Source organism: Nocardia sp. NPDC056952 (assembly GCF_042674185.1).
GTDB lineage: Bacteria > Actinomycetota > Actinomycetes > Mycobacteriales > Mycobacteriaceae > Nocardia.
This window is the reverse complement of sequence record NZ_JBHURA010000006.1, coordinates 332245-357889: the sequence shown is the minus strand read 5'-3', so window position 1 is coordinate 357889 and position 25645 is coordinate 332245. Positions and strand designations below refer to the sequence as shown.

22 protein-coding genes and 4 tRNA genes are annotated in these 25645 nt (G+C 65.0%); 5 read left to right on the top strand and 21 right to left on the bottom strand.

Annotation, left to right across the window (positions count from 1 at the left end):
- Window positions 1-52: 52 nt before the first annotated feature.
- Window positions 53-583 (bottom strand): CGNR zinc finger domain-containing protein, encoded by a 531-nt coding sequence (locus tag ACFTS5_RS22890; RefSeq protein ID WP_378634284.1) that lies wholly within the window; start codon window positions 581-583, stop codon window positions 53-55.
- A 38-nt stretch (window positions 584-621) separates the two neighbouring features.
- Here ACFTS5_RS22890 and ACFTS5_RS22885 point away from each other — a divergent pair, with 38 nt between their 5' ends.
- Window positions 622-1623, top strand: a complete 1002-nt coding sequence (locus tag ACFTS5_RS22885; RefSeq protein WP_378634281.1) for a DMT family transporter — start codon at window positions 622-624, stop codon at window positions 1621-1623.
- A gap of 18 nt (window positions 1624-1641) precedes the next feature.
- Here the strand turns inward: ACFTS5_RS22885 and cynS are convergent, their stop codons facing one another.
- Window positions 1642-2091: a cyanase gene (gene cynS, locus ACFTS5_RS22880; RefSeq protein WP_378634279.1), complete on the bottom strand. Its 450-nt coding sequence runs from the start codon at window positions 2089-2091 to the stop codon at window positions 1642-1644.
- A gap of 158 nt (window positions 2092-2249) precedes the next feature.
- On the opposite strand from cynS, the gene ACFTS5_RS22875 reads away from it, so the two are divergent.
- The gene (locus tag ACFTS5_RS22875) at window positions 2250-3089 is read left to right on the top strand and encodes a formate/nitrite transporter family protein (protein WP_378634276.1); all 840 of its coding nucleotides are present in this window, start codon (window positions 2250-2252) and stop codon (window positions 3087-3089) included.
- Between the two features lie 21 nt (window positions 3090-3110).
- Here ACFTS5_RS22875 and ACFTS5_RS22870 read toward each other — a convergent pair whose 3' ends face one another.
- Window positions 3111-3455, bottom strand: coding sequence for a hypothetical protein (locus ACFTS5_RS22870; protein WP_378634274.1), 345 nt, complete (start codon window positions 3453-3455; stop codon window positions 3111-3113).
- Window positions 3456-3688: 233 nt separating this feature from the next.
- On the opposite strand from ACFTS5_RS22870, the gene ACFTS5_RS22865 reads away from it, so the two are divergent.
- On the top strand, window positions 3689-4453 hold the full coding sequence (locus ACFTS5_RS22865) for a hypothetical protein (RefSeq protein WP_378634272.1): 765 nt from the start codon (window positions 3689-3691) through the stop codon (window positions 4451-4453).
- 55 nt (window positions 4454-4508) lie between these two features.
- On the opposite strand, the gene ACFTS5_RS22860 is transcribed toward ACFTS5_RS22865, so the two are convergent.
- The 5 genes from ACFTS5_RS22860 to rplJ form a co-directional block, all read right to left on the bottom strand.
- Window positions 4509-8462: a DNA-directed RNA polymerase subunit beta' gene (locus tag ACFTS5_RS22860; RefSeq protein WP_378634269.1), complete on the bottom strand. Its 3954-nt coding sequence runs from the start codon at window positions 8460-8462 to the stop codon at window positions 4509-4511.
- Between the two features lie 105 nt (window positions 8463-8567).
- Window positions 8568-12068: a DNA-directed RNA polymerase subunit beta gene (locus tag ACFTS5_RS22855; protein WP_358060948.1), complete on the bottom strand. Its 3501-nt coding sequence runs from the start codon at window positions 12066-12068 to the stop codon at window positions 8568-8570.
- Window positions 12069-12712: 644 nt separating this feature from the next.
- The gene (locus tag ACFTS5_RS22850; RefSeq protein WP_378634266.1) at window positions 12713-13792 is read right to left on the bottom strand and encodes an ABC transporter ATP-binding protein; all 1080 of its coding nucleotides are present in this window, start codon (window positions 13790-13792) and stop codon (window positions 12713-12715) included.
- Between the two features lie 231 nt (window positions 13793-14023).
- The gene (rplL, locus tag ACFTS5_RS22845) at window positions 14024-14410 is read right to left on the bottom strand and encodes a 50S ribosomal protein L7/L12 (protein ID WP_056814330.1); all 387 of its coding nucleotides are present in this window, start codon (window positions 14408-14410) and stop codon (window positions 14024-14026) included.
- 62 nt (window positions 14411-14472) lie between these two features.
- On the bottom strand, window positions 14473-15036 hold the full coding sequence (gene rplJ / locus ACFTS5_RS22840) for a 50S ribosomal protein L10 (RefSeq protein WP_062988862.1): 564 nt from the start codon (window positions 15034-15036) through the stop codon (window positions 14473-14475).
- A gap of 417 nt (window positions 15037-15453) precedes the next feature.
- Here rplJ and ACFTS5_RS22835 point away from each other — a divergent pair, with 417 nt between their 5' ends.
- Window positions 15454-17070 carry an MFS transporter gene (locus ACFTS5_RS22835; RefSeq protein WP_378634262.1) on the top strand — a complete coding sequence of 539 codons (1617 nt, stop codon included), beginning with the start codon at window positions 15454-15456 and terminating at the stop codon, window positions 17068-17070.
- Between the two features lie 40 nt (window positions 17071-17110).
- On the opposite strand, the gene ACFTS5_RS22830 is transcribed toward ACFTS5_RS22835, so the two are convergent.
- The 11 genes from ACFTS5_RS22830 to ACFTS5_RS22780 form a co-directional block, all read right to left on the bottom strand.
- Window positions 17111-17650: an NADPH-dependent FMN reductase gene (locus ACFTS5_RS22830; RefSeq protein ID WP_378634260.1), complete on the bottom strand. Its 540-nt coding sequence runs from the start codon at window positions 17648-17650 to the stop codon at window positions 17111-17113.
- 114 nt (window positions 17651-17764) lie between these two features.
- A complete protein-coding gene (gene rplA / locus ACFTS5_RS22825) occupies window positions 17765-18478 on the bottom strand; it encodes a 50S ribosomal protein L1 (protein ID WP_301903705.1) in 714 nt (237 codons plus the stop codon).
- Window positions 18479-18557: 79 nt separating this feature from the next.
- Window positions 18558-18992 (bottom strand): 50S ribosomal protein L11, encoded by a 435-nt coding sequence (rplK, locus tag ACFTS5_RS22820; protein ID WP_019049397.1) that lies wholly within the window; start codon window positions 18990-18992, stop codon window positions 18558-18560.
- A 215-nt stretch (window positions 18993-19207) separates the two neighbouring features.
- Window positions 19208-20014, bottom strand: coding sequence for a transcription termination/antitermination protein NusG (gene nusG, locus ACFTS5_RS22815; RefSeq protein ID WP_378634506.1), 807 nt, complete (start codon window positions 20012-20014; stop codon window positions 19208-19210).
- 112 nt (window positions 20015-20126) lie between these two features.
- The gene (gene secE, locus ACFTS5_RS22810) at window positions 20127-20507 is read right to left on the bottom strand and encodes a preprotein translocase subunit SecE (RefSeq protein ID WP_378634257.1); all 381 of its coding nucleotides are present in this window, start codon (window positions 20505-20507) and stop codon (window positions 20127-20129) included.
- Window positions 20508-20538: 31 nt separating this feature from the next.
- Window positions 20539-20611: transfer RNA gene (locus tag ACFTS5_RS22805), tRNA-Trp, on the bottom strand.
- Window positions 20612-20805: 194 nt separating this feature from the next.
- A complete protein-coding gene (locus tag ACFTS5_RS22800; RefSeq protein ID WP_378634504.1) occupies window positions 20806-21879 on the bottom strand; it encodes a fused (3R)-hydroxyacyl-ACP dehydratase subunits HadA/HadB in 1074 nt (357 codons plus the stop codon).
- 163 nt (window positions 21880-22042) lie between these two features.
- Window positions 22043-22213 (bottom strand): 50S ribosomal protein L33, encoded by a 171-nt coding sequence (gene rpmG / locus ACFTS5_RS22795; protein WP_056814348.1) that lies wholly within the window; start codon window positions 22211-22213, stop codon window positions 22043-22045.
- Window positions 22214-22249: 36 nt separating this feature from the next.
- Window positions 22250-22325: transfer RNA gene (locus ACFTS5_RS22790), tRNA-Met, on the bottom strand.
- Window positions 22326-22384: 59 nt separating this feature from the next.
- A tRNA-Thr gene (locus ACFTS5_RS22785) sits at window positions 22385-22457 on the bottom strand.
- Between the two features lie 243 nt (window positions 22458-22700).
- Window positions 22701-22783: transfer RNA gene (locus ACFTS5_RS22780), tRNA-Tyr, on the bottom strand.
- 176 nt (window positions 22784-22959) lie between these two features.
- Here ACFTS5_RS22780 and ACFTS5_RS22775 point away from each other — a divergent pair.
- Window positions 22960-23451 (top strand): YajQ family cyclic di-GMP-binding protein, encoded by a 492-nt coding sequence (locus tag ACFTS5_RS22775; RefSeq protein ID WP_378634254.1) that lies wholly within the window; start codon window positions 22960-22962, stop codon window positions 23449-23451.
- A gap of 18 nt (window positions 23452-23469) precedes the next feature.
- On the opposite strand, the gene htpX is transcribed toward ACFTS5_RS22775, so the two are convergent.
- Window positions 23470-24333, bottom strand: coding sequence for a zinc metalloprotease HtpX (gene htpX / locus ACFTS5_RS22770; RefSeq protein ID WP_378634252.1), 864 nt, complete (start codon window positions 24331-24333; stop codon window positions 23470-23472).
- 173 nt (window positions 24334-24506) lie between these two features.
- Complete coding sequence (locus tag ACFTS5_RS22765; protein ID WP_378634250.1) at window positions 24507-25529, bottom strand: polyprenyl synthetase family protein; 1023 nt, start codon at window positions 25527-25529, stop codon at window positions 24507-24509.
- Between the last annotated feature and the right edge of the window lie 116 nt (window positions 25530-25645).

Here is a 25645-nt window from a genome sequence, read left to right as displayed (position 1 = left end):
GGCCGAAGCGACGAGCCCAGTCGTCGCAGCTTTTCGGGCGTCTCTGCGGCACTCAGCGCTGACGCGCGCGGTAGGCGGCGACGGCGTTGCGGTTGCCGCATGCGGTGCTGCAATAGCGGCGGGAACGGTTGCGGGACAGGTCGAGTACCAGTCCCGCGCAGTCCGCGTCGGCGCAGATCGAGAGCCTGCTCAGGTCGTCGGCGCGGATCAGGTCGATCATCGCCATCGCGGTTTCGACGGCGATGCGAACCGGAAGTGGTGCTTGCGGCGGGACCGCGTGCACGTGGTAGTCGACGTCGCCGTGACGGACCAGCTGCGGTACGGCGCGGTGCCCGGCGAGAGTCTCGTTCACGAGCGTGACGGCGGCATCGCGGTCGCTGGTGAGCATCGCGCGTAGCGGCGCGCGCAGGGCCCGGACAGCGGTCAGTTCGGCCGCGTCGCCGGTGTGCGCGCCCGTGTAGACGTGTCGTTCGAAGAACTCGGCGAGCTGGGCCGTCTCGGTCAGGGTGTCGGGGTCTTCGGCGGAATTGACCAGTTCGACCGCCGCCAGCAGGGCCGCCTCGGTGTCATGAGCAAAAACCACATTGACATATTACCGCAGGCTGCTTACCGTCATTAGTCATGGCGACTTTGACTCATGACAGCGCGATCCGGATGCGGTCCGGGCTGCTGCTCGCGCTGGCGTCGGCCACCTCGTTCGGGCTGTCCGGTCCACTCGCGCGTGGGCTGATGAACGCGGGCTGGAGCGCCGCCGCCGTTGTCGCCGCGCGCGTGCTGCTGGCCGGGGTGGTTCTCGTACCGCTCGCACTCCCCCACCTGCGGGAAAATCGGAAACTATTGCGCGCCAACGTGAATCTCATCGTCGCGTACGGCCTGATCGCCGTGGCGGGTACCCAGCTCGCCTACTTCAACGCCGTCGCGCACATGGAGGTCGGCGCCGCGCTGCTGATCGAATACACCGCACCCATCGTCGTGGTCGGCTGGCTGTGGGTGCGCCACCGGCAACAGCCCGGCGCGGCCACCATCGCAGGCGCGGCCCTCGGGATCACCGGCCTGCTGCTCGTCCTCGATGTGACCTCCGGCCTGTCGACCGACCCGATCGGCATCGCCTGGGCCCTGGCCGCGATGCTCGGCGCCGCGGCCTATTTCGTCCTCTCCGCCCAGGGCGGCGACCTCCCCGGCACCGTCCTGGCCTGCGGCGGACTCCTCATCGGCGGCCTCACCCTGATCCTGGCGGGCGCCCTCGGCATCGTCCCCCTGCACGCCACCACCCACCGGGTCGCCTTCGCCGACTTCACCACCCCCTGGTGGATCCCGATCCTCTTCATCGGCATCGTCACCGCCGCCATCGCCTACGTCACCGGCATCGCCGCCACCCGCCGCCTCGGCTCCCGCCTGGCCTCCTTCGTAGCCCTCACCGAAGTCCTCGCGGCCCTGATCTTCGCCTGGATCCTGCTCGCCGAAGCCCCCCGGCCCATCCAGCTACTCGGCGGCGCTTTGATCCTCATCGGAGTCGTCGCCGTCCGCCTCGGCGAGCCCACCTCACCCGCGCTCGGCGACCCCGAGACACCGGCAGACACCCTGACGGAAATCCCGCGGACTCGGACCGAGCAAGGATCCTGACCGTCGACAGAACCCGAGTCACCAGCGGTAGTCGAGGAATTTGCCGTCCAGGGTGATGACGACGCGGTCGCCGTCGGGGTGGGGGCGGCGGGCTATGTCGATGTTGAAGTTGATGGCGCTCATGATGCCGTCGCCGAATTCCTCGTGGATGAGTTCCTTGAGGGCGGGGCCGTAGACCGAGACGGCTTCGACGAGGCGGTAGATGGTGGGGTCGGACAGTTTCGCCGGGTCGGCGCCGCGGGAGGGTTGCAGACGCAGGCTTTCGGCGACGGTGTCGTCGAGGTCCAGCAGGGTGCAGACGGCGGCGGCCTGTTCCTCGGTCATCGGGTGCTGGCCGAGCAGGGCTGCCGTCGTCCAGACCACGGGTGCGCCGATCGATTCCGCGATGCCCGCCCACGTCATACCCTTGCGGATACGAGCGGCGACGATGAGGTCGGCGGCGGCGGACTTGCTCAGGATCGGTTGCATGCAGGGCTCCTAGGGTCGGGGTCGCAGCCAGCCTGCCATTCGGAGGCACTCGCCGCCATAGTGGAATACCACTATTTACGTGGGAGCAACGTCCGGTGACCGCGAGGCAACCTCGACAGCGAAAACTCCTGCGCTAGAAGCACTACGAAGGGTTTTCCATGTCCTATCTCACACCGGCGGACTTCGTCGAGAAGATGATCGACGCGGGCGAGGCCAAAGCCTTCATGTCCACCCGCGACACCGTGATCCGCGCTTACATGGCGGGCGCGATCCTCGCCCTCGCCGCCGCGTTCGCGGTGACCATCACCGTGAACACCGGCGAACCACTACTCGGAGCCGTGCTCTTCCCGGTCGGGTTCTGCATGCTCTACCTGCTCGGATTCGACTTGCTCACCGGCGTTTTCACGCTGGTTCCGCTGGCCCTGATCGACAAACGCCGCGGCGTCACCGTCCGCTCGATGCTGCGCAACTGGGGACTGGTCTTCGTCGGCAATTTCGCGGGCGCGTTCACCGTCGCGGTGATGATGGCCATCATCCTCACCATGGGTTTCTCCGTCGACCCCAGCGCCGTCGGCGAGAAGCTCGGCGAGATCGGCGAATCCAGAACCCTCGGCTACGCCGAACACGGAGCCGCGGGCATGCTCACGCTGTTCATCCGCGCCGTGCTGTGCAACTGGATGGTCTCCACCGGCGTGGTCGCCGCCATGATGTCGACCTCGGTGTCGGGCAAGGTGATCGCAATGTGGATGCCCATCATGCTGTTCTTCTACATGGGCTTCGAACACTCCATCGTCAACATGTTCCTGTTCCCCTCCGGCCTGCTCCTGGGCGGTGACTTCTCCCTCGGCGACTACCTGGTCTGGAACGAAATCCCCACCGTCCTCGGCAACCTCGTAGGCGGACTCACCTTCGTCGGCCTGACCCTCTACGCCACCCACGCCCGCACCGCCCCGTCACGCCGGCAGCCCGAGCCCACAGAATCCGCTGTGGCGGAATGAAGTTCGCCGAGAAGGCAACCACTACCGGTCGCGGTACTCCGCATCTGCGATCTTCAGCTCCGTACCCGGCATCGTGATCGTCAGGAGGGCGGTGTCCGGATTCCAGGTGGCTGCGACGTCGCCTGCCGGGTACGGAATGTCGTAGAACAAGCCGCGATTGGGCGCGATTCCGACATGGATCACGTACTCGGTGGCCAGCAGCCCTGGCGTTGTTCGGTGGTACACGCAGTACGACCTGCCAGGGTCCGGGCGGCAGCTGACTACTACCTGGTCCGACATCACGCTGGTGGCGACTCGATAGGCGGTGAACGCGGACGCCAGCACACCGATCACCGCGAGCACGACCACGACTATCTGAGACTTCACGCAGGCGACTGTACGCAGAAAACGGCCCCCGCTCTCGAAAGAGCGGGGGCCGAAATCTGTTGGCTACCTACGAGCTGGCGGCAACCGCTGAAGCCGTATTCGCCCAGCGGGGTAGCTGACCTCGCGCGAGCGGTTCTACGATGCGGGCGAGGCCGCTAGTCTGAATGACCCCCTATGCGGCAACAATCCAGGCGGTGACGGTGCACGATCCGATGGCAGATGTCGAACGGGCGTTGGCCGCGCAGGTCGGCTGGAATTGGGTCGACGACCACCTGCTGTACGCCTGCGAGATGCTGTCGCGGTTGCGGGCGGGCGGCATCGCGGCGCTGGAGCCGTACCCGACATCGATCGTGATGGAGGAACAGGAGACCTGCTTCGGTGAAGGCCAGGGCATGTGGGCGGCGTTTCGTAGGCCTGAGCTGCCGCCGCCACCGCCGCCGACAATTGCCCCATCGGTGGTCGCGGCCCTCCCGCCGTCAACTCCAGTTTTTGTTCCACCACGCGGCAGCTCGCGCCGCGATATCCAGCGAGCCCGCACGGCAGCCAACGCCGCGGCCTTCAACGCCAGACAACGAAGCGAACGTATGGCTGTTCAGATGGTTCAGGCGGCGGCCGAGGCCGCACGCGTGGCAAACGCCGCGGCAGCAGCGGCTCGCGAACAGGCGGCTCTGCCACGCTGGATACCGGAGCCGAGCGGCCGCATCACCCTCACGAATCGTCGAATCCACCTCGCCAACCAATATCGCTCGTCCCCGATCCCGCTCACGGCATTGGAGCACATCGAGTTGACCCAACCCGACCGGCTGCGAATCCGATTCACCGAAGCGACCACATCGCATTACCTCGAATTGGCGACGCCATGGGCGGCGCCGGCGTTCCTTGTCGCCAGCCAGGCGAGATTCCCCCATCACCCGCAACTGATCAGCGGTTCCTGGTTACCGCACGGCTTCGAGGAGCGCTGTCATATCGCGGGTAAACCCTACCGGCGAGTGCGCTGACCCGGACACGACGAACGCCCCGCTCCAAGAAGGAACGGGGCGTTCGGGTTACTGCTTAGCGGTAGTCGCTGAAGCCGTAGTCGTCCAGCGGCACTGCTGCGCCGGTGGAGGAGCCGAAGCTGTCCGGGGAGTAGTAGGTGTCGTCATAGGACGGCACCGCGTACGCCGCGGCACGGGCTTCTTCGGTCGGCTGCACCTGGATATTGCGGTAACGGTTGATACCGGTACCGGCCGGGATGAGCTTACCGATGATCACGTTCTCCTTCAGGCCGATCAGCTTGTCGGAGCGGCAGTTGATAGCCGCGTCCGTCAGCACTCGGGTGGTCTCCTGGAAGGAAGCCGCCGACAGCCACGAATCGGTGGCCAGCGACGCCTTGGTGATACCCATCAGCACGGGACGGCCCGAAGCCGGCTCGCGGCCTTCGGCCACCACGCGACGGTTCGAGTTCTCGAACTCGGCGCGCTCGGTGAGCGAACCGGGCAGGAACTCGGTCGCACCCGAATCGATGATCGTCACACGACGCAGCATCTGGCGAACGATGACCTCGATGTGCTTGTCGTGGATCGACACACCCTGCGAGCGGTAGACCTCCTGGACCTCGTGGACCAGGTGGACCTGCACCTGACGGGGACCCATCACGCGCAGCACCTCGTGCGGATCGGCAGCGCCCTCGAGCAGCTGCTGACCCACCTCCACGTGGTCACCGTCGGCCAGCAGACGCTCGGAGCCGTCGTCGTGCTTGAAGACACGCAGACGCTGACGCTTCGAGAGCTTGTCGTAGACGACTTCTTCCGACCCGTCATCAGGGATGATCGTGATCTTGTAGAAGCGGTCGTCGTCCTCGAGACGCACCCGACCCGAGACCTCCGCGATCGGCGCCTTGCCCTTGGGGACACGGGCCTCGAAGAGCTCCTGAACACGCGGCAGACCACCGGTGATGTCGTCGCCCGCGACGCCACCCTGGTGGAAGGTACGCATGGTCAGCTGGGTACCGGGCTCACCGATGGACTGGGCCGCGACGATGCCGACGGCCTCGCCGATATCGACCAGCTTGCCGGTGGCCATCGAACGGCCGTAGCAGGTGGCACAGACGCCGGTACCGGTGGTGCAGGTCAGCACGGAGCGGACCTTCACCTCGGTGATACCGGCCGCGAGCAGCGCGTCGAGCGCGGGGTCGCCGAGGTCGGCGCCCTTCGACACGACGACATTGCCCTTGGCATCCACCGCGTCGGACGCGAGCGTCCGGGCGTAGGTGGAGGTCTCGACGTGCGCGTCACGGATGATCGTGCCGTCGGCCAGCTTCTCCGCGATCGGCACCAGGATGCCGCGTTCGGTGCCACAGTCCTCTTCGCGGACGATGACGTCCTGCGACACATCGACCAGACGGCGGGTCAGGTAACCCGAGTCGGCGGTACGAAGCGCCGTGTCGGCCAGACCCTTACGAGCACCGTGGGTGTTGATGAAGTACTCGAGCACGGTCAGGCCCTCACGGAACGAGGACTTGATCGGGCGCGGGATGAACTCACCCTTCGGGTTCGTCACCAGGCCCTTCATACCCGCGAGGGTACGGGTCTGGGTGAAGTTACCCGTGGCGCCGGAGTCGACGATCGTGATGATCGGGTTGTCCGGCGGGTAGTGGGTACGCAGCGCGGCACCCACTTCCTCGGTGGCTTCCTGCCAGATCTTGACCAGGGCGTTGTTGCGCTCGGAGTGATCGAGCGCGCCACGCTGGTACTTCTTCTCGATCAGGTCCGCCATCGACTCGTAGCGTTCCATGATCTCGGGCTTCTCCGGCGGAACGAGCACGTCCGACATGGAGACGGTGACACCCGAACGCGTGGCCCAGTAGAAGCCGGCGTCCTTGAGCTTGTCGACGGTCTGCGCGACGACGATCATCGGGTAGCGCTCGGCCAGATCGTTGATGATCGTGGCCTGACGCTTCTTCGGCATCGGCTCGTTGATGAACGCGTAGTCCGCCGGGAGCAGATCGTTGAAGATCACGCGACCCAGGGTGGTCTCGGCCAGCCACGCTTCGCCGCGCTTCCAGCCGTCCGGGAACAGCTCGTTCTCGATGTCCCGCGGCGGGCGCTGCTCGGTCAGTCGCACCTTGATGGTGGACCGCACGGTCAGCTCGCCACGATCGACGGCCATCTGTGCCTCGGCGGGCGAGGAGTACACGCCGTACTCCGGCACATCCTTGGCGGCGGCCTTGTAGGTGCCGACACCGTTCTCGTCGAGGCGGGTCAGGTAGAACAGGCCCGTCACCATGTCCAGACGCGGCATCGCCAGCGGGCGACCCGACGCCGGGGACAGGATGTTGTTCGACGACAGCATCAGGATGCGTGCCTCGGCCTGCGCCTCCGCGGACAGCGGAAGGTGCACGGCCATCTGGTCACCGTCGAAGTCGGCGTTGAACGCCTCACAGACGAGCGGGTGCAGCTGAATGGCCTTGCCTTCGACCAGCTGGGGCTCGAAGGCCTGGATGCCGAGGCGGTGCAGGGTGGGCGCGCGGTTCAGCAGCACAGGGTGCTCGGCGATGACCTCTTCGAGGACATCCCACACCTGAGCGCGCTGACGCTCGACCATCCGCTTGGCGGACTTGATGTTCTGCGCGTGGTTCAGATCGACCAGACGCTTCATGACGAACGGCTTGAACAGCTCGAGCGCCATCAGCTTCGGCAGACCACACTGATGCAGCTTGAGCTGCGGACCGACCACGATGACCGAACGGCCCGAGTAGTCGACGCGCTTGCCGAGCAGGTTCTGACGGAAACGACCCTGCTTGCCCTTGAGCAGATCGCTCAGGGACTTCAGCGGGCGGTTACCCGGTCCGGTGACCGGACGGCCACGACGGCCGTTGTCGAACAGTGCGTCGACCGACTCCTGCAGCATCCGCTTCTCGTTGTTCACGATGATCTCGGGCGCACCCAGATCGATCAGTCGCTTCAAACGGTTGTTGCGGTTGATCACGCGGCGGTACAGGTCGTTCAGGTCGGAGGTGGCGAAACGGCCACCGTCGAGCTGAACCATCGGACGCAGCTCCGGCGGGATCACCGGGACAGCGTCGAGCACCATGCCCATGGGCGAGTTGCCGTTGGTCTGGAAGGCCGCGACGACCTTCAGACGCTTGAGCGCGCGCAGCTTCTTCTGCCCCTTGCCGGAGCGAATGGTCTCGCGCAGGCTCTCGGCCTCGGCGTTGATGTCGAAGTTCTCCATCAGCTTCTGGATGGACTCCGCACCCATGGCGCCGGTGAAGTACTCGCCGTAGCGGTCGACGAGCTCGCGGTAGAGCACCTCGTCGACGATGAGCTGCTTGACCGACAGCTTGGTGAAGGTCGTCCAGATCTCGTCGAGGCGGTCCAGCTCACGCTGCGAGCGGTCGCGCAGCTGACGCATTTCGCGCTCGCCGCCGTCCTTGACCTTGCGACGCACGTCGGACTTGGCGCCCTCGGCTTCCAGCTCGGCCAGATCGGCTTCGAGCTTCTGCGCGCGGGCTTCGAGGTCGGCGTCGCGCTGATCGGCGACAGCCTTCTTCTCGACCTCCATCTCGGCTTCGAGCGTGGAGAGCTCGTTGTGACGCAGCTCCTCGTCGACACCGACGATGACGTAGGCGGCGAAGTAGATGATCTTCTCGAGATCCTTCGGCGCCAGGTCGAGCAGGTAACCCAAGCGCGACGGGACGCCCTTGAAGTACCAGATGTGAGTAACCGGAGCGGCCAGCTCGATGTGGCCCATCCGCTCGCGACGCACCTTGGCGCGAGTCACCTCGACGCCACAGCGCTCACAGATGATGCCCTTGAAGCGGACACGCTTGTACTTGCCGCAGTAGCACTCCCAGTCCCGGGTGGGACCGAAGATCTTCTCGCAGAAGAGCCCGTCCTTCTCCGGCTTGAGCGTGCGGTAGTTGATGGTCTCCGGCTTCTTCACCTCGCCGAAAGACCACTGGCGGATGTCATCGGCGGAGGCAAGGCCGATCCGGAGTTCATCGAAGAAGTTGACGTCTAGCACGTAACTTCCTTTCCCCTATTCGGGTCGAATTCGAGCAAAAGTTCACTAGTTGTCGAGCGCGGTGCGCGGTGCGGTCGCTTCCACAGCGACCGCACCGCTTACCACCTAGTTCGCCAGATCGTCGATGGTGGCGGCTTCGTTCCTGGACAGGTTGATGCCCAGGTTCGCGGCCGCGCGCTCCAGATCCTCGTCTTCGCCGCCGCCCATCTCGATCGCGGCGCCGTCCGAAGACAGCACCTCGACGTTGAGGCACAGCGACTGGAGTTCCTTGAGGAGCACCTTGAACGACTCCGGAATGCCCGGCTCCGGAATGTTCTCGCCCTTGACGATGGCCTCGTAGACCTTCACGCGGCCGACCACGTCGTCGGACTTGATGGTCAGGAGTTCCTGCAGCGTGTACGCCGCACCGTAGGCCTGCATGGCCCAGCACTCCATCTCACCGAATCGCTGACCACCGAACTGCGCCTTACCACCCAGCGGCTGCTGCGTGATCATCGAGTACGGACCGGTCGAACGGGCGTGGATCTTGTCGTCGACCAGGTGGTGCAGCTTCAGGATGTACATGTAACCGACCGCGACCGGGTACGGGAACGGCTCACCCGAACGACCGTCGAACAGCGTCGACTTGCCGTCGGCGTTGACCATCCGCTCACCGTCACGGTTGGGCAGGGTCGACCCGAGCAGACCGGTCAGCTCGTCATCCTTGGCGCCGTCGAAGACGGGCGTGGCGATGTTCGAGTCGGCCGGCGCGGCCAGCATCTCCTCGGGCAGCGTCGCCGCCCACTCGGGGCGGGTGCCGTCCGCGGCCACGTCGATATTCCAGCCGGCCTTACCGATCCACCCGAGATGGGTTTCCAGGATCTGGCCGATGTTCATACGACGGGGCACACCGTGGGTGTTCAGGATGATGTCGACCGGCGTGCCGTCGGGCATGAACGGCATGTCCTCGATGGGGAGGATCTTGCCGATGACGCCCTTGTTGCCGTGGCGACCGGCGAGCTTGTCGCCGTCCTGGATCTTGCGCTTCTGGGCCACGTAGACGCGGACCAGCTCGTTCACACCGGGAGGCAGATCGTCGTCGTCTTCGCGCGAGAACACGCGAATGCCGATGACCTTGCCGGACTCACCGTGGGGCACCTTGAGCGAGGTGTCGCGCACTTCGCGAGCCTTCTCACCGAAGATGGCACGCAGCAGACGCTCTTCCGGGGTGAGCTCGGTCTCGCCCTTGGGCGTGACCTTGCCGACCAGGATGTCGCCGTCGCGGACCTCGGCACCGATGCGGATGATGCCGCGCTCGTCGAGGTCGGCGAGGACCTCGTCGGAGACGTTCGGGATGTCCCGGGTGATCTCCTCGGCACCGAGCTTGGTGTCGCGGGCATCGATCTCGTGCTCTTCGATGTGGATCGAGGTGAGAACGTCCTCTTCCACGAGGCGCTGCGACAGGATGATCGCGTCCTCGTAGTTGTGGCCTTCCCACGGCATGATCGCGACGAGCAAGTTCTTGCCCAGCGCCATCTCACCGTTCTCGGTGCAGGGGCCGTCCGCGAGGACCTGCCCCTTCTCCACCCGATCGCCCTCGTCCACGATCGGACGCTGATTCGAGCAGGTGCCCTGGTTCGACCGGTTGAACTTGCGCATCCGGTAGGACTTGCGGCTGCCGTCGTCGGCCATCACGGTGACGTAATCGGCCGAGACCTCTTCGACGACACCGGGCTTCTCGTTCACGACGACGTCACCGGCGTCGACGGCTGCGCGCAGCTCCATGCCGGTACCCACGATCGGGGACTCGGAACGGATCAGCGGCACGGCCTGACGCTGCATGTTCGCGCCCATGAGGGCACGGTTGGCATCGTCGTGCTCGAGGAACGGGATCATGGCCGTCGCGACCGACACCATCTGGCGCGGCGAGATGTCCATGAAGTCGACCTGCGCCGGCGTCACGAACTCGACCTCTTCGCCCGCACGGCGGACGAGGACCTTCTCCTCGAGGAAGCGACCTTCGGCGTCGACCGGGGAGTTGGCCTGCGCGCGAACGTAGCGGTCTTCCTCGTCGGCGGTCAGGTACTTGACCTCGTCGGTGACCTTGCCGTCGACAACCTTCTGGTACGGCGTCTCGATGAAGCCGAACGGGTTGACCCGCGCGTACACCGACAGCGAACCGATCAGGCCGATGTTCGGGCCTTCCGGGGTCTCGATCGGGCACATGCGGCCGTAGTGCGACGGGTGGACGTCACGAACTTCCAGACCGGCGCGCTCACGGGACAGACCACCGGGGCCCAGCGCCGACAGGCGGCGCTTGTGGGTCAGACCCGACAGCGGGTTGTTCTGGTCCATGAACTGCGACAGCTGGGAGGTTCCGAAGAACTCCTTGATCGCGGCGACCACCGGGCGGATGTTGATCAGGGTCTGCGGCGTGATCGCCTCGACGTCCTGAGTCGTCATCCGCTCACGAACCACGCGCTCCATACGAGACAGACCGACACGGATCTGGTTCTGGATGAGCTCACCGACGGTGCGCAGACGACGGTTACCGAAGTGGTCGATGTCGTCGATCTCGACGGGGACCTCTTCACCGCCGGGGGCGGTCATCGTGCGGTCACCGGCGTGCAGGCGCACCAGGTACTCGATGGTGTCGACGATGTCTTCCTTGGTGAGAACCGAGGAGGTCACCGGCTCGTGCACGTGGATGCCGAGCTTCTTGTTGATCTTGTAGCGGCCGACGCGGGCCAGGTCGTAGCGCTTCTCCTTGAAGAACAGGTTCTCCAGCAGAGTCTGCGCGGACTCCTTGGTCGGCGGCTCGCCCGGACGCAGCTTGCGGTAGATGTCGAGCAGCGCCTCGTCCTGGCCGGGCGTGCTGTCCTTCTCCAGGGTGGACATCATGATCTCGGAGAAGCCGAAACGCTCGACGATCTCCTCGGTCGTCCAACCCAGCGCCTTGAGCAGCACGGTGACCGGCTGACGACGCTTGCGGTCGATACGGACACCGACGGTGTCGCGCTTGTCGACGTCGAACTCCAGCCACGCGCCGCGCGACGGGATCACGCGCACGCTGTGCAGGTCCTTCTCGGTGGTCTTGTCGATGTTGTGATCGAAGTAGACGCCCGGGGAACGGACCAGCTGCGAGACGACGACACGCTCGGTGCCGTTGATGATGAAGGTGCCCTTGTCGGTCATCATGGGGAAATCGCCCATGAACACCGTCTGGCTCTTGATCTCGCCGGTGTTGTTGTTGATGAACTCCGCGGTGACGAACAACGGCGCCGCGTAGGTCATGTCCTTCTCTTTGCACTCATCGATGGAGGCCTTGACCTCTTCGAAGCGCGGATCAGAGAACGACAGGGACATGGATCCGGAGAAGTCCTCGATCGGTGAGAGCTCTTCGAGCACCTCCTCGAGGCCGCCTGCGAGACCGACGTCGCCGCGAGCGGCCGCCTTCTCACGCCAGTCGGGAGTACCGACCAACCAGGCGAACGAGTCCGTTTGTAGGTCGAGAAGTCCGGGCACCTCCAAGGGCTCTCGGATCTTCGCGAACGAAACCCTCAAAGGGGCTCCGGGGATACCAGCCTTGGTCTGGGTGGAGACTGCCAAGATGCGTCCTTCCAGCACCTCACGCGCGTCGCGTGGTGGTCCGCGACCGTCGCTTGTCTGCTACGAATTCCGCTGGTTACAGCCCGAACGAAACCAGAACAAGCAGCAGCGGAAGTAACACCGGAAGGGTGGAACTTTCGAGTGCGAATCAAGGTGTGGACAGGAGGCAGCCAGCGCAACGTCCAAACTTACACCCCTAGACAAGGGAGTGTCAACATACCATCCGTGTGACCGCACGCACGGGATAACGCGCCGAAGCCCTGGACGCTGGCCGCGTCGGGTTCCTTCACCGCTGCGCGCCCTGCCGCCGACTCCCCCGAGCCGACTGCTCGCTTGGCGCTGAGCTCTCTATTCAACTGGCGCCGACCCCTGTCAGCTGGTGCTGGGCCGAATTCTCGCTGGCGTTGATGCCCCTCAACAGCTCACGCTGCTGTGAATAGGGTGACGGTTTGCGGGCCCCTCGTCAAGTGGCGCGCGAAGGTCTGTTCGCGATGCGAGATCGCCTGGCGCGCTGAGGATCCCCCACCCCGCGCCGCGGTCATTTTACTCGCGACACGCCGTGCGCGCCACCCCGGCGACGGCCGGTCAGCAGTTGTTTTCCGCCCTGTCACACAGAAGAGCCCCGGCCGTAGGCCGGGGCTCATCCGAGGCGTAAAAGTCGCTCAGCCGTTGATCTGGCCGTGCGGAACCGTCTTGAACGTTTCGGTGGGCTGATCGTTGCCGCCGTAGGCAGCCATCACCTGAGTGTCATCGGAGGAATCCAGCGACTCGCGGATCGCCACCTGCGCCGCGTGCGGCAGGGTGTGGATGATCTCGCGCACGCGCGCCTGGCGACGGAACACGGCCTGGCGGGCGGGCATGCCGGGCTCGGCCTTCATCTGCGGGATGATGCCGTCGATCTCCTCGGCGCCACCGTGGTGGTGACCGGCGTCGACGAGCGCCTGCTCGCGCGCCATCTGCGCCTCGTCCTTCTCCTCCGACATACCGATCGGGCCGATCATGCGGCCGTTGAGGAACTGCTTGACCACCGGCTCCTCGCTGGTGAGCAGCACCTCACGGGGGCCGAACATCACCAGGTTGCGGCGGAAGAGCATGCCGATGTTGTCCGGCACGGTACGGGCCAGGTTGATGTTGTGCGTCACGATCAGGATCGTGGCGTCGATCTGCGCGTTGATGTTGAGCAGCAGCTGCGCCAGGTACGAGGTACGCACCGGGTCGAGGCCCGAGTCGGGCTCGTCGACGAGGATGATCTGCGGGTCGAGGACCAGCGCGCGGGCCAGACCGGCGCGCTTGCGCATACCACCGGAGATCTCGCCGGGCAGCTTGCCCTCGGCGCCGAGCAGACCGGTCAGCTCGAGCTTCTCCATGACCACGCGGCGGATCTCGGATTCCGACTTCTTCGTGTGCTCACGAAGCGGGAACGCGATGTTGTCGTACAAATTCATCGAGCCGAACAGCGCGCCGTCCTGGAAAAGGACGCCGAACAGTTTGCGGATCTCGTAGAGCTCCTTGTTGGAGCAGGTCATGATGTCGGTGCCATCGATGAAGATCGACCCGCGCTCGGGCCGCAGCAGACCGATGAGCGACTTCAGGAACACCGACTTACCCGTACCCGATGGGCCGAGCAATGCACTGACCTCACCCGAAGGGAGCGTGATCGACACGTCCTGCCAAATTCGCTGTGAACCGAAGGATTTTGTTACACCCTCGGTCCTGACCTCGACGCCCACTGCTACCTCCATTGATCCCTGCGAGCACCCCACCCGCGTTCCCGCGCGCTCACATCACGGCGGTGCGCTACGACTCTGTGGGTCCGGTCACTGTAACCCATCAGTGAGACGGGGCACACCCCTACATGACTGAAGAGTAACCTGGCGCGGCTACTACGACCCGGATCACTTTCGCATGTCCGGACAAATAGCAAACGGGCGGCCCGGAAAGGACCGCCCGTTCACAACAGCACTGGTTCCGAATTACTTGACGGAAACCTTGGCGCCGGCCTCTTCGAGCTTCGCCTTGGCGGCCTCGGCGGCATCCTTGGCGACCTTCTCCAGGATCGGCTTCGGGGCGCCCTCGACCAGGTCCTTGGCTTCCTTCAGGCCCAGGCCCGAGACGATCTCACGGACCACCTTGATGACCTGGATCTTCTTGTCGCCGGCACCCTCGAGGATGACGTCGAACTCGTCCTGCTCTTCGGCGGCGTCGGCCGGCGCAGCAGCGCCACCGGCGGCGGCGACCGCGACGGGGGCGGCGGCGGTGACGTCGAAGGTCTCTTCGAAGACCTTGACGAACTCAGCGAGCTCGAGCAGGGTCAGCTCCTTGAAGGCGCCGATCAGTTCTTCGGTGCTCAGCTTTGCCATGGTGGTTCCTTTCGTGGTGTACCTCGCAGCGCATACGCACCCCGAGGCGGGTAATAGATGTCTTATTCGGCGTCAGCCGCGGGTGCTTCTTCGGCAGCAGGAGCGCCTTCGGCACTCGTGCGCTTCTCGAGCAGCGCCTGGGCGAGCCGGGCGACCTGCGAAGCGGGAGCGGCGAACAGGGCGGCAGCCTGCGAAGGCTTGGCCTTGAACGCACCGGCCAGCTTGGCCAGCAGCACCTCACGCGAATCGAGGTCAGCGATACGCTCGACCTCGGACACGGACAGCGCGCGGCCGTCCATGTATCCGCCCTTGATGACCAGGGACTTGTTGTCCTTGGCGAACTGCTTGAGCGCCTTGGCGGCATCGACCGGCTCACCCTGGATGAAGGTGATAGCGGTCGGGCCGACGAACAGCTCGTCGAGACCCGCCACACCGGCTTCGCCGGCAGCGATCTTGACCAGGGTGTTCTTGGCGACGGAGTACGTGGCGTCGGCGCCGAGCGCACGACGCAGCTCGGTGAGCTTGCCGACCGACAGGCCACGGTATTCCGTGACAACAGTGGCCGTGGAGTTCTTGAACTGCTCCGCGATCTCCGCGACAGCGGTGACCTTTTCAGGTTTCGCCATACTTCGCCTCCTCTCTGATGTCGGTTTCGTTGGTGCACTACCGAATCAGGGGCCGGCGACAAAACGAACGCCCCGGACGCAAGGCGTACCGGGGCGCAAAATATCTTCGGCCTCAGCTCTCCCTGCGTGGGTCGCCGGCAATGTCGCCGGACCTTCGATCGACACCGTGAAATTCGGCATCAACGACCAACGGTCTTCGGTAGAACGAATGGGTGTGGTCTTCACCGGATGTATGCACATCCCGCATGACCGTTGACCACTGTACCCGCCACCTCCCCCATCTGCCAAAACGGGTGTCCCCCGGTCCGATTCGGCCGGATTGACTGTGATGCAGACCACTTCCGCAACGCAATGTGGCAGTGATCCTACCGAGAAGGTGTTACGCAGAGTGACAGTAATCTGATTCACTCCAATGCTATGGCAACCTCCATAGTCGCTCCATCAGTGCTGCTGGACCGGCGTTCGCAGCGGTTTCTCGCGCTCGCCGTCATCTGTCTGGCCGAATTGCTGGTGGTGCTCGACAACACCATCGTCAATGTCGCCCTCCCCTCGATCGGCGTCCAACTACGGACCGGAGTCTCCGGCCTGCAGTGGGTCGTCGACGCCTACACCCTCACCTTCGCCGGCCTGCTGCTGGCGGCGGGCAACCTCGGCGACCGCTACGGCCGCCGCCGGATCATGACCGTCGGCCTCGTCGGCATCGCGGTGATGTCGGTCGGCGGCGCACTCGCCGAAACGATGACGCAGGTCATCGTCGCCAGAGCCGCGATGGGCATCTTCGCCGCCGCGGTCTTCCCCGCCACCCTCGCCCTCATCATCAATATCTTCACCGACCGGCGCGAACGCGCGCTGGCCATCGCCGCGTGGACCGCGATGGCCGGGTTCGCGATCGCCATCGGCCCGATCTCCGGCGGCTGGCTGCTCGAACATTTCAGCTGGCATTCGGTGTTCTGGATCAACGTGCCGGTGGCGCTGGTCGCGCTGGTCGCGACGCTGATCTGGGTGCCCGAATCCCGCGCCGACCACATCGGCAAGCTCGATCTCGTCGGTATCGCGCTCTCGATCGCCGGGATCACGTTGCTGGTGTGGTCGATCATCGAAGCGCCGCACAATGGCTGGCTCTCGCTCACCACACTGTGCACCGCGGCGCTCGGCACCGTCCTGCTCGCCGCCTTCGTCACCTGGGAATTGCGCACTGCCGCACCGATTCTCGACATGCGGTTGTTCCGCAACCGCCGATTCTCGTTACCCGCGCTGGCAATTGCCATCGGCTACTTCTCGATGTTCGGTTTCCTTTTCCTGATCACCCAGTATTTCCAGGGCGTGCGCGAATACACGCCGCTCGAATTCGGCATCGCCTCATTGCCGTTCGCCTTCTCGGTCGCCATCGGCGCACCGGTCGCGACGCTGCTGGCACAACGGGTCGGCACCACCGCGGTGCTGGTGATCGGCCTGCTACTCATCGGCGCGGGCCTCTACCTCGGCGGACAGGTCACCGTCGACAGCAGCTATCTGATCGGCGTCCTGCCCTCGATGGTGTTGATGGCGCTGGGTCTCGGCATCGTGCAGGGACCGGCCACCGAATCGATCATGTCCTCACTGCCGCTGAACGAGGCGGGGGCGGGTTCGGCGGTCAACGACACGACGCGCGAGATCGGCGGCACGCTCGGTGTCGCGGTGCTCGGCTCGATCGTGGCCTCGTACTACACCAGCCGGATCGGCGCACGCATCGACGCCATCCCGATGGGCATCATGAACGACAACGAGAAGAGCCTGGTCAAGGCCAGTCCGCTGAGCGTACTGGAACTGCGCAAACGTGAGCTCGCGCCGTTCTTCGAGACCCAACGCGAGAACCTGATCGTCGCCATGAAGGCCGCGACGCTCCAGGGCGCCCACGCCGCGTCCCTGGTCGCCACCGTCGCGGTGCTCGTCTGCGCGGTGATCGTCGCGATCTTCCTGCCCTGGCGGCCGCATGACGGAGAGTCCGTACTGCTCGGCTGGCGCGAGACCGAGGACACCGAGACGAAGAACTGACTTGACGCGCACCGGGCCGTCGCGGCCCGGTGCGCGCACGTCACACTCCGATTCGACGGAGATGAGCAGCCAGCTCGACCAGTGCGATCGACGCGTTCAGCGGAAACTCCCGATCCGCGACCAGACCGTTCTCGTCGACCTCGGCGCCGAGTACCGGCACCCGCAGACACGCCCGCTCGACGACATCGGCGCCGACATAACCGAGCACCGTGGACAGCGTGTCCAGCGCACCCTCGCCGCGGCCCGGTTGAGCCACCGACAACCAGGCCGTGGGCTTCTCGTGCAGGTCCGCCGTACCGACGGTCCAGTCGAGCAGGTTCTTCAAGCTGCCGGGAAGCATCCCCGCGTATTCGGGGGTGCAGATGAGTACCGCGTCCGCGCTGGCGAGCTCGGCGCGTAGGTCGACCACCGCGGGATAGTCGTCCGGATCGTCGCCGGGAACGAAAGCGGGCAGCTCACGCAGGCCGGTGTAGAGGTCGGCGCGCATTCCGTCGAGCGCGAGCCCGGCCACGGTGCGGAGGGCGGCGGTATTGGTAGATCCGGCTCTGGTGCTGCCGGAGATCAGCAGAATCCTGGTCACACCTGTGCGCAACCGGGATGTCGGGGCGATTAGTCCCCCGGAAAACCTCGAGGGTGGGAACGCCATGCGTTCCCACCCTCGAGTTGCTCTCAGGAGCTAACTGTCAGCCGAAGCTCACGCATCCTCGTCGAGGAGGTTGCGGGTGCGGTTCGGGTCCACCGGGATGCCCGGTCCGGTGTTCGTCGAAACCGTGATCTTCTTGACGTAGCGACCCTTGGCGGTCGACGGCTTCACACGCAGGATCTCGTCCAGCGCGGCGCCGTAGTTCTCCACCAGCTTGGCGTCGTCGAAGGACGCCTTGCCGATGACGAAGTGCAGGTTGGCCTGCTTGTCGACGCGGAAGTTGATCTTGCCGCCCTTGATCTCGTTGACGGCCTTGGTCACATCGTTGGTGACGGTGCCCGTCTTCGGGTTCGGCATCAGACCACGCGGGCCCAGGACTCGCGCGATGCGGCCGACCTTGGCCATCTGATCCGGGGTGGCGATCGCGGCGTCGAAGTCGAGCCAGCCGCCCTGGATCCGCTCGATCAGGTCCTCGGCGCCCACGGCGTCGGCGCCTGCGGCCTCGGCCTCGGAAGCCTTCTCGCCCGCGGCGAACACGATGACGCGGGCAGTCTTACCGGTGCCGTGCGGCAGGTTGACGGTGCCACGGACCATCTGGTCGGCCTTGCGGGGATCCACGCCGAGACGGACGGCGACCTCGACGGTCGCGTCGGTCTTGGTGGTCGCGGTCTCCTTCGCCAGGCGCGCGGCGGCCAGCGGGGAGTACAGGTTGTCGCGATCGACCTTCTCAGCAGCGGCGAGGTACGCCTTGCTTCGTTTTGCCATGATTTTCTGTCCTTAAAGTTTCGAGTTCAGATGTGGTTGTCGGGCCTGGCCGGCCCTCCCACATGAGAGCGAGATTCGCTCAGCCTTCGACGGTGATACCCATCGAACGCGCGGTACCGGCGATGATCTTCGCGGCCTGATCGAGATCAGTGGCGTTGAGATCCTCGGCCTTGGTCTTGGCGATCTCCCGGACCTGGTCCATGGTGACCTTCGCGACCTTGGTCTTGTGCGGCTCAGCGGAGCCCTTCTGCACACCGGCGGCCTTGAGCAGCAGACGAGCGGCAGGCGGGGTCTTCAGCTTGAAGTCGAACGTCCGGTCCTCGTACACCGAGATCTCGACCGGAATGACGTTGCCACGCTGCGACTCGGTCGCGGCGTTGTACGCCTTGCAGAACTCCATGATGTTGACGCCGTGCTGACCGAGCGCGGGGCCGACCGGCGGTGCCGGGTTGGCTGCGCCGGCCTGGATCTGCAGCTTGATGATCCCGGCGAGCTTCTTCTTCTTGGGGGGCATCTTTCTTCCTTGGCTTTCTGGGGTTCGGTTCCTTACGGTTGCCGTAAGCCTCGTATCCGCGCACGACTAGGCCCCGACAAGTACTGCGGGGAAGTCAGAACACGAACCATCACACTCTACTTGACTCGACCCGTGACCCGGCAATCGGGTAGCGACCAGCACAAACGCGAAACGGCACCGCCGGTGAGCGGTGCCGTTTGCGAAAGCGAGAGAACTCAGATCTTGGAGACCTGGGTGAAGTTCAGCTCGACCGGGGTCTCACGACCGAAGATCGACACGAGCACCTTGAGCTTCTGCTGCTCGGCGTTGACCTCGGAGATCGAGGCGGGCAACGTCGCGAACGGGCCGTCCATGACGGTGACCGACTCGCCGACCTCGAAGTCGACCTCGATGGTGGGCTTGCCCGAAGCCGCGCTACCGGTATCCGAACCACCGGCAGCGGCCGCGGCGGCCTTCTTCTGCGCCTGCGCACCGGCCGGAACCAGGAACTTCACGACCTCGTTGATGGTCAGCGGGGTCGGCTTGGCGCCGGGGCCACCGCCGGTCATACCGACGAAACCGGTGACGCCGGGGGTGTTGCGCACCGCGCCCCACGACTCGTTGTTCAGTTCCATCCGGACCAGGATGTAGCCCGGCAGCACCTTGCGGTTGACGTTCTTCTTCTGGCCGTTCTTGATCTCGGTGACCTCTTCGGTCGGCACCTCGACCTGGAAGATGTAGTCCTCGAGTCCGAGGTTCTGCACACGGGTCTCGAGGTTGGTCTTGACCTTGTTCTCGTAGCCCGCGTAGGAGTGCACGACGTACCAGTCGCCGGGCACGCGGCGCAGCTTGGTCTTCATCGACTCGATCGGGTCGGCCTCGGGGTCGTCCTCGGTGGCGACTTCTTCGATCATGGCTTCGTCGGCAACGGCTTCGTCGGCATCGGCGAGCTCGGCGGCCTCGACCTCGTCGGTGGCGGTTTCCGCCACGACAGCGTCGTCAACCGGGAACTCGTCGTTGGTGTCGTTCTCCGGGGTGCTCACTGAGGCACTCGCTTCCTGTGTCGTCACGTACATCCTCTGGGCCGGGTCGGGTGCGCGGAGGCACACTCCGCCCTTCCGACCCGCGATCGGCTACCGGCGTGGGTGTCGGCGATCAGCCGAACAGCCAGTCGACACCCTTGACGAACGCCACGTCGATCCCGGCGATGAACGCGACCATGAAGACCACGAACACCAGAACGACGGCCGTATAGGTGACCATCTGCTTCCGGTTGGGCCAGATCACCTTGCGCAGTTCCGCGATGACCTCTCGCAGGAACTTGAGCAGCCGCTTGAACGGGTTGCCCGTCTTTGCCTTACCGGCGGTCTTGTCTGCCTTGCGCGAGCCCGACGGCCGATCGAGCGTGGCCACGGATCCGTTGTCTGCCGGAGCATCCGACGCGCGCACACGACGAGCAGACCGCTTGCCACTCGGTCGAGTGGCAGCGGCGGTGTCCTCGCCGTCTTCGCCGCGAGTATCCCGCTCGTCGCTCACGTCGATCCTCTCTCGTCGCTGGCATTCAGGGCAGGGGCGACAGGACTTGAACCTGCAACCTGCGGTTTTGGAGACCGCTGCTCTGCCAATTGAGCTACGCCCCTTCGGTTGGACCAGCCTGAGCTGTAGTGCCCAACCACATTCGATATTCAGTTGTCCCCAGTGTCACACAACACGCGCGCCGCTTCCATGAGGGGATAACCCCTCGGGAAGATCAGCGCGCAGCATCTCGTGACCCCAGAGACCCGACTATACGTCACCGCGCGCGGTTATCGCCAATCCGGGACACTCGACCAGGTCAGGACAGCTGAACGGTTGCCGTGGCGCGGCCGAAGATCTTTTTACCCGCCGACTTCGCCGTGATGGCGACAACAGCGGTGCGGGTCTGCGGATCGACCGATTTCACCTTGCCGGTGTATTCGACCTCCGCCGGGACATCGGAACCGACGTAGACCGGGCTGGTGAAGCGGACGTTGTATTCCTTCACCGCGCCGGGATCACCCAGCCACGAGGTGACGAAACCGCCGCCGAGCCCCATCGTGAGCATGCCGTGCGCGACCACGTTGTCCAGGCCGACCAGCTTCACGACCTCGTCGCTCCAGTGGATCGGGTTCGCGTCGCCGGACACGCCCGCGTAGTTGACGAGGTCGCCGCGGGTGAGTCGCGCCACGCGGGTGGGCAGCTCGTCGCCGACCGACACGCTGTCGAAGGACAGGGCGTGCACGCTGACCGTCGGCTCCGGCTGCTTGGTGATCGGGTCGGACGTGGTCCCGACGGACAGCTCGGCCGGCGCGTGATGAGCGGGTTCCTCCTCGCCGAGGCCGTGCATCAACACGTTGCGGACCGCGTCCGACATCTGGGGATCGATGTCGCCCCCGCTGCGGCCGATCAGGGTGGTGTAGGTGGTGAGCACCAGTTCGTCGTCCTGGGCGGTGACGATGTTCTTGGTCACGATGATGTCGCCACCGAAGGCCTGCCGGAAAGAATGCAGATACACATCACAGGTCAGCTGGTCGCCGACCCGAATCGGGCGGTGGAATTCCAGGATCTGATCGGTCTGCATGATCTGGCTCAGGTCGTAGCCGGTCACGATCCGCTCGAACAGCTTGCGCTGGGCGAGGATGCCGACCAGGGAGATGAAGGTGAGCGGGGCGAGCAGACCCTGGTGGCCGTACTCGCGGGCGATGTCTTCCTCCCAGTGCACCGGGTGGTAATCCTGCACCGCACGGGCGTATTCGCGCACCTTCTCCCGGCCGACCTCGTAGTAGTCGTCGACGCGGTAGTGGTGGCCGACCATCGAGGCCGCGTGGGCGGCGGGATCGAAGGATTCGGCGGCTGCGGCAGGGACCGCTTCGTGAGTTCCGGTGTTCACTGTCACAACGTGGACCTTACTCACTCGTAAGACAGCACCGAAGTCGACCGGTGTAAAACGTGATGCGTCCGGGTACTGTATCGGCCCCGAACTTTCCATGAACTTCCCGGGAAAAGCACAAAGGCCGGACTCTCGTCCGGCCTTCGGCAGATGTTTCTGAAAACTAGCGCGACTCGCGGTGCGCCCGGTGAGTTCCGCAGTTCGGGCAGAACTTCTTCAGCTCGAGGCGATCCGGGTCGTTACGCCGGTTCTTCTTGGTGATGTAGTTGCGGTGCTTGCACTCGTCGCAGGCCAAGGTGATCTTTGGCCGGACATCGGTGGACTTCGCGGCCACGATTTGCCTTCTTTCCGGTCTGGGCTGAGTTGAAATTGGTAGCGATGGCCGGACTTGAACCGGCGACACAACGATTATGAGTCGTTTGCTCTACCAACTGAGCTACACCGCCACGGCGGACTAATATCCCGATGATGCCGCGGTAAGCCGCTCACCACCGGCAATCCGGCGAGCCCCCTAACGGAATCGAACCGTTGACCTTTTCCTTACCATGGAAACGCTCTACCGACTGAGCTAAGGGGGCATGACTACGTGGCACAGAGTCTGTATCGGCAAGCCGATCAGCGTGACCCCGTGCTCCGGCGTCCTGAACGAGATTACACACTCCCCGGCCAGAGCACCAAATCGGCAGCTCAAAGGGCATTTTCACGGGGTTTCAGACCGCTGGTTCCGACCCGCTCACATCGAGGCTACCCGGATCCGCGCGGGAACGACCCGCAGAACCAAGGAACCCCCGCCGATCTTCATGATCGACGGGGGTTCGATGTGGCAGATGTAGGATTCGAACCTACGTAGGCATAAGCCGACGGATTTACAGTCCGCTCCCATTGGCCGCTCGGGCAATCTGCCGTGTGCGCCGTTTCCGGTGCGCTGAGCAGCTTACAACGTACCCACCCGGACTATCAAAACGCCTGCACAGACCCCCTGCGAGCACCGGTCGTCCCCCGATGCGGGTACAACTGTCTCGGTGGCCGGCACATCCCGGCCCCGGAGTTCGCCGGACCTTCACAGGACAGGAGCGCAGTGTGGCTGATTCGTCATTCGACGTCGTGAGCAAGGTCGATCGACAGGAGGTCGACAACGCTCTGCATCAGGCGGAGAAGGAACTGAACTCGCGCTACGACTTCAAGGGCACCGATGCGTCGATCGCATGGTCGGGCGAGGAGGCCATCGTGCTGACCGCCAATGCCGAGGAGCGGGTGCAGGCGGCGCTCGACGTCTTCAAGGAGAAGCTGATCCGTCGCGACATCTCGCTGAAGGCCTTCGACGCCGGCGAGGCGCAGCCGTCGGGCAAGATCTTCAAGATCACCGGCACGCTGGTGCAGGGTATCGACACCGAGAAGGCGAAGAAGATCTCGAAGAAGATCCGCGACGAGGGCCCCAAGGGCGTCAAGGCGCAGATCCAGGGTGAGGAGCTGCGGGTCAGCAGCAAGAAGCGTGATGACCTGCAGGAAGTGATCTCGCTGCTCAAGGGCGAGGACTTCGGAATCGCCCTGCAGTTCGTCAACTACCGATAGGTCCGGTGTGGGCGGCACTCAATGGTGATGGGTGCCGCCGGCCATCTCCTCCAGACGCTTGATGCGCTCGTCCATCGGGGGGTGGGTGGAGTACCAGCGGGCGACGCGGTCGCCCGCGCGGAACGGGTTGGCGATCATCAGATGCGATTCGCTCGTGATCTTGGGGTCCGGCGGAAGCGGGGCCGCCTGGACGCCGCGTTCGATCTTGCGCAGGGCCGAGGCAAGGGCCAGCGGGTCGCCGGTGAGCTCGGCGCCGGACTGATCGGCCTGGTACTCCCGCGATCGCGAGACCGCCATCTTGATCAAGCCCGCCGCGATCGGCCCGAGCAGTGAGACCAGCAGCACACCGATGATGTTCGGTCCGTTGCCGTCTCTGCTGCCGAACGAACTCGCGAAGAACGCCATGTTCGCCAGACCGGTGATGACCGAGGCCATCGCGCCCGCCACCGACGAGATCAGGATGTCGCGGTTGTAGACGTGGGACAGCTCGTGGCCGAGCACCGCGCGCAACTCGCGCTCATCGAGCAATTGCAGGATGCCGCTGGTACAGCAGACCGCGGCGTGGCGGGGATTGCGGCCGGTCGCGAACGCGTTGGGGGCGCTGGTGGGACTGATGTAGAGGCGCGGCATCGGCTGGCGCGCCGTGGTCGCGAGCTCGCGCACGATCCGGTACATGACCGGCGCCTCCAGTTCGCTCACCGGTTGCGCGTGCATCGCCTTCAAGGCCAGCTTGTCGCTGTTGAAGTAGGCGTAGGCGTTCATGCCGACGGCCAGCACGATCGAGATGATCAGGATCGTCGGGCTGCGGAACATCGCCCCGATGGCGACGATCAACGCCGACATGCCCACCATCAAACCGAACGTTTTGATCCCATTGGGCATTTCCGCCTCCCCGCGCCTTGTGCCGGTCGTCAGGCGCTGCGTTCGTCAGGCATCGGGCCTGCGGTGGACAACGGGAACGGTTCTGGGCGTACCCGGCGAGTTACCCATGTGCTGTCGAAATCTGTTGTTTCGTCGCGACAAGACAACGTGCGCCGGGTGGTGTTGGTTCCTGGTCAGCCGACGCGTTCGATCGTGTAGCGGACGAGGCGGGTGAGGGCGTCGTTGGCGGGGCCAGGGGGAAGCGCGGCGAGTTCGGTATCGGCGAGGTCGGCGTATTCGGCCAGCTTTTCCTTGGCCAGCGCCATGCCGGGCGAGCGGCGCAGCAGTTCCAGTGCCTCGTCGACCTCGGCGTCGGTTTCCAGCGGGCGCGCCAGCAGAGTACGCAGTCGGTCCCCGTCGGCGCCGGTCTCGCGCAGGGCGTAGAGCACCGGCAGGGTGTGCACGCCTTCGCGCAGGTCGGTGCCCGGCGTCTTGCCCGACTGCTCGGCCGAGGACGAGATGTCGATGATGTCGTCGGAGATCTGGAACGCCGTGCCGACCGCGTCGCCGAGGCGCGCCAGGCGTTCCACATGCTCGAGGCCCGCGCCGGAGAAGGTGCCGCCGAAACGGCCCGCGGCGGCGATGAGCGAGCCGGTCTTCTCCCACACCACGCGCAGGTAGTGCTCGACGGGGTCCTGGGTCTGCTTGGCGCCCATGGTTTCCCGCATCTGGCCCGTGACCAGCTCGGCGAAGGTCTCAGCGATGATGCGGACCGCGTCGGGGCCGAGGGTGGAGGTCAGGCGCGAGGCGTGGGCGAACAGGTAATCGCCCGCCAGGATCGCTATGTTGTTACCCCACCGCGAGTTGACACTCTCCGCGCCACGACGCTGCGTCGCCTCGTCCATGACGTCGTCGTGGTAGAGCGTCGCGAGGTGCACCAGTTCCACGACCGTGCCCGCGGTGATCAGCGCCGGGTCGGTCGGATTGGGTCCGAGCTGGCCGGTGAGCACGGTGAACAACGGCCGGAACCGCTTGCCGCCCGCCCTGGCCAGGTGCAGCGCCGCCTCCTGGAGGAATTCCTCACCGTCGGAGAGTTCGTCGACGAGCAGTTTCTCGACCGCGGCCAGTCCGTCGCGCACGGTGACGGCGAGTTCGGGATCGACGAGATCTACCCCGGCAACCACGGTGCTTTCGTCGCTCACAGCCGATGTGCTCATTATCTTCTCCCAGCGATGCGTCCGACCCCGACGGGTAGCAACCTAGCGTGTCCCGGCACTATGGCCGATGAACCCCGTCACACAGTGACAATTCCCGGTGTACCCGACACTCTCGC

Coding starts and splice junctions, on each gene's coding strand:
- htpX (WP_378634252.1), bottom strand. CDS start 24,333: ATGCCCAATGGGATCAAAACGTTCGGTTTGATGGTGGGCATGTCGGCG.
- rplA (WP_301903705.1), bottom strand. CDS start 18,478: ATGGCAAAACGAAGCAAGGCGTACCTCGCCGCTGCTGAGAAGGTCGAT.
- ACFTS5_RS22875 (WP_378634276.1), top strand. CDS start 2,250: ATGTCCTATCTCACACCGGCGGACTTCGTCGAGAAGATGATCGACGCG.
- rplJ (WP_062988862.1), bottom strand. CDS start 15,036: ATGGCGAAACCTGAAAAGGTCACCGCTGTCGCGGAGATCGCGGAGCAG.
- cynS (WP_378634279.1), bottom strand. CDS start 2,091: ATGCAACCGATCCTGAGCAAGTCCGCCGCCGCCGACCTCATCGTCGCC.
- rplK (WP_019049397.1), bottom strand. CDS start 18,992: ATGCCCCCCAAGAAGAAGAAGCTCGCCGGGATCATCAAGCTGCAGATC.
- ACFTS5_RS22850 (WP_378634266.1), bottom strand. CDS start 13,792: ATGGAGGTAGCAGTGGGCGTCGAGGTCAGGACCGAGGGTGTAACAAAA.
- ACFTS5_RS22885 (WP_378634281.1), top strand. CDS start 622: ATGGCGACTTTGACTCATGACAGCGCGATCCGGATGCGGTCCGGGCTG.
- ACFTS5_RS22835 (WP_378634262.1), top strand. CDS start 15,454: ATGGCAACCTCCATAGTCGCTCCATCAGTGCTGCTGGACCGGCGTTCG.
- rplL (WP_056814330.1), bottom strand. CDS start 14,410: ATGGCAAAGCTGAGCACCGAAGAACTGATCGGCGCCTTCAAGGAGCTG.
- ACFTS5_RS22765 (WP_378634250.1), bottom strand. CDS start 25,529: ATGAGCACATCGGCTGTGAGCGACGAAAGCACCGTGGTTGCCGGGGTA.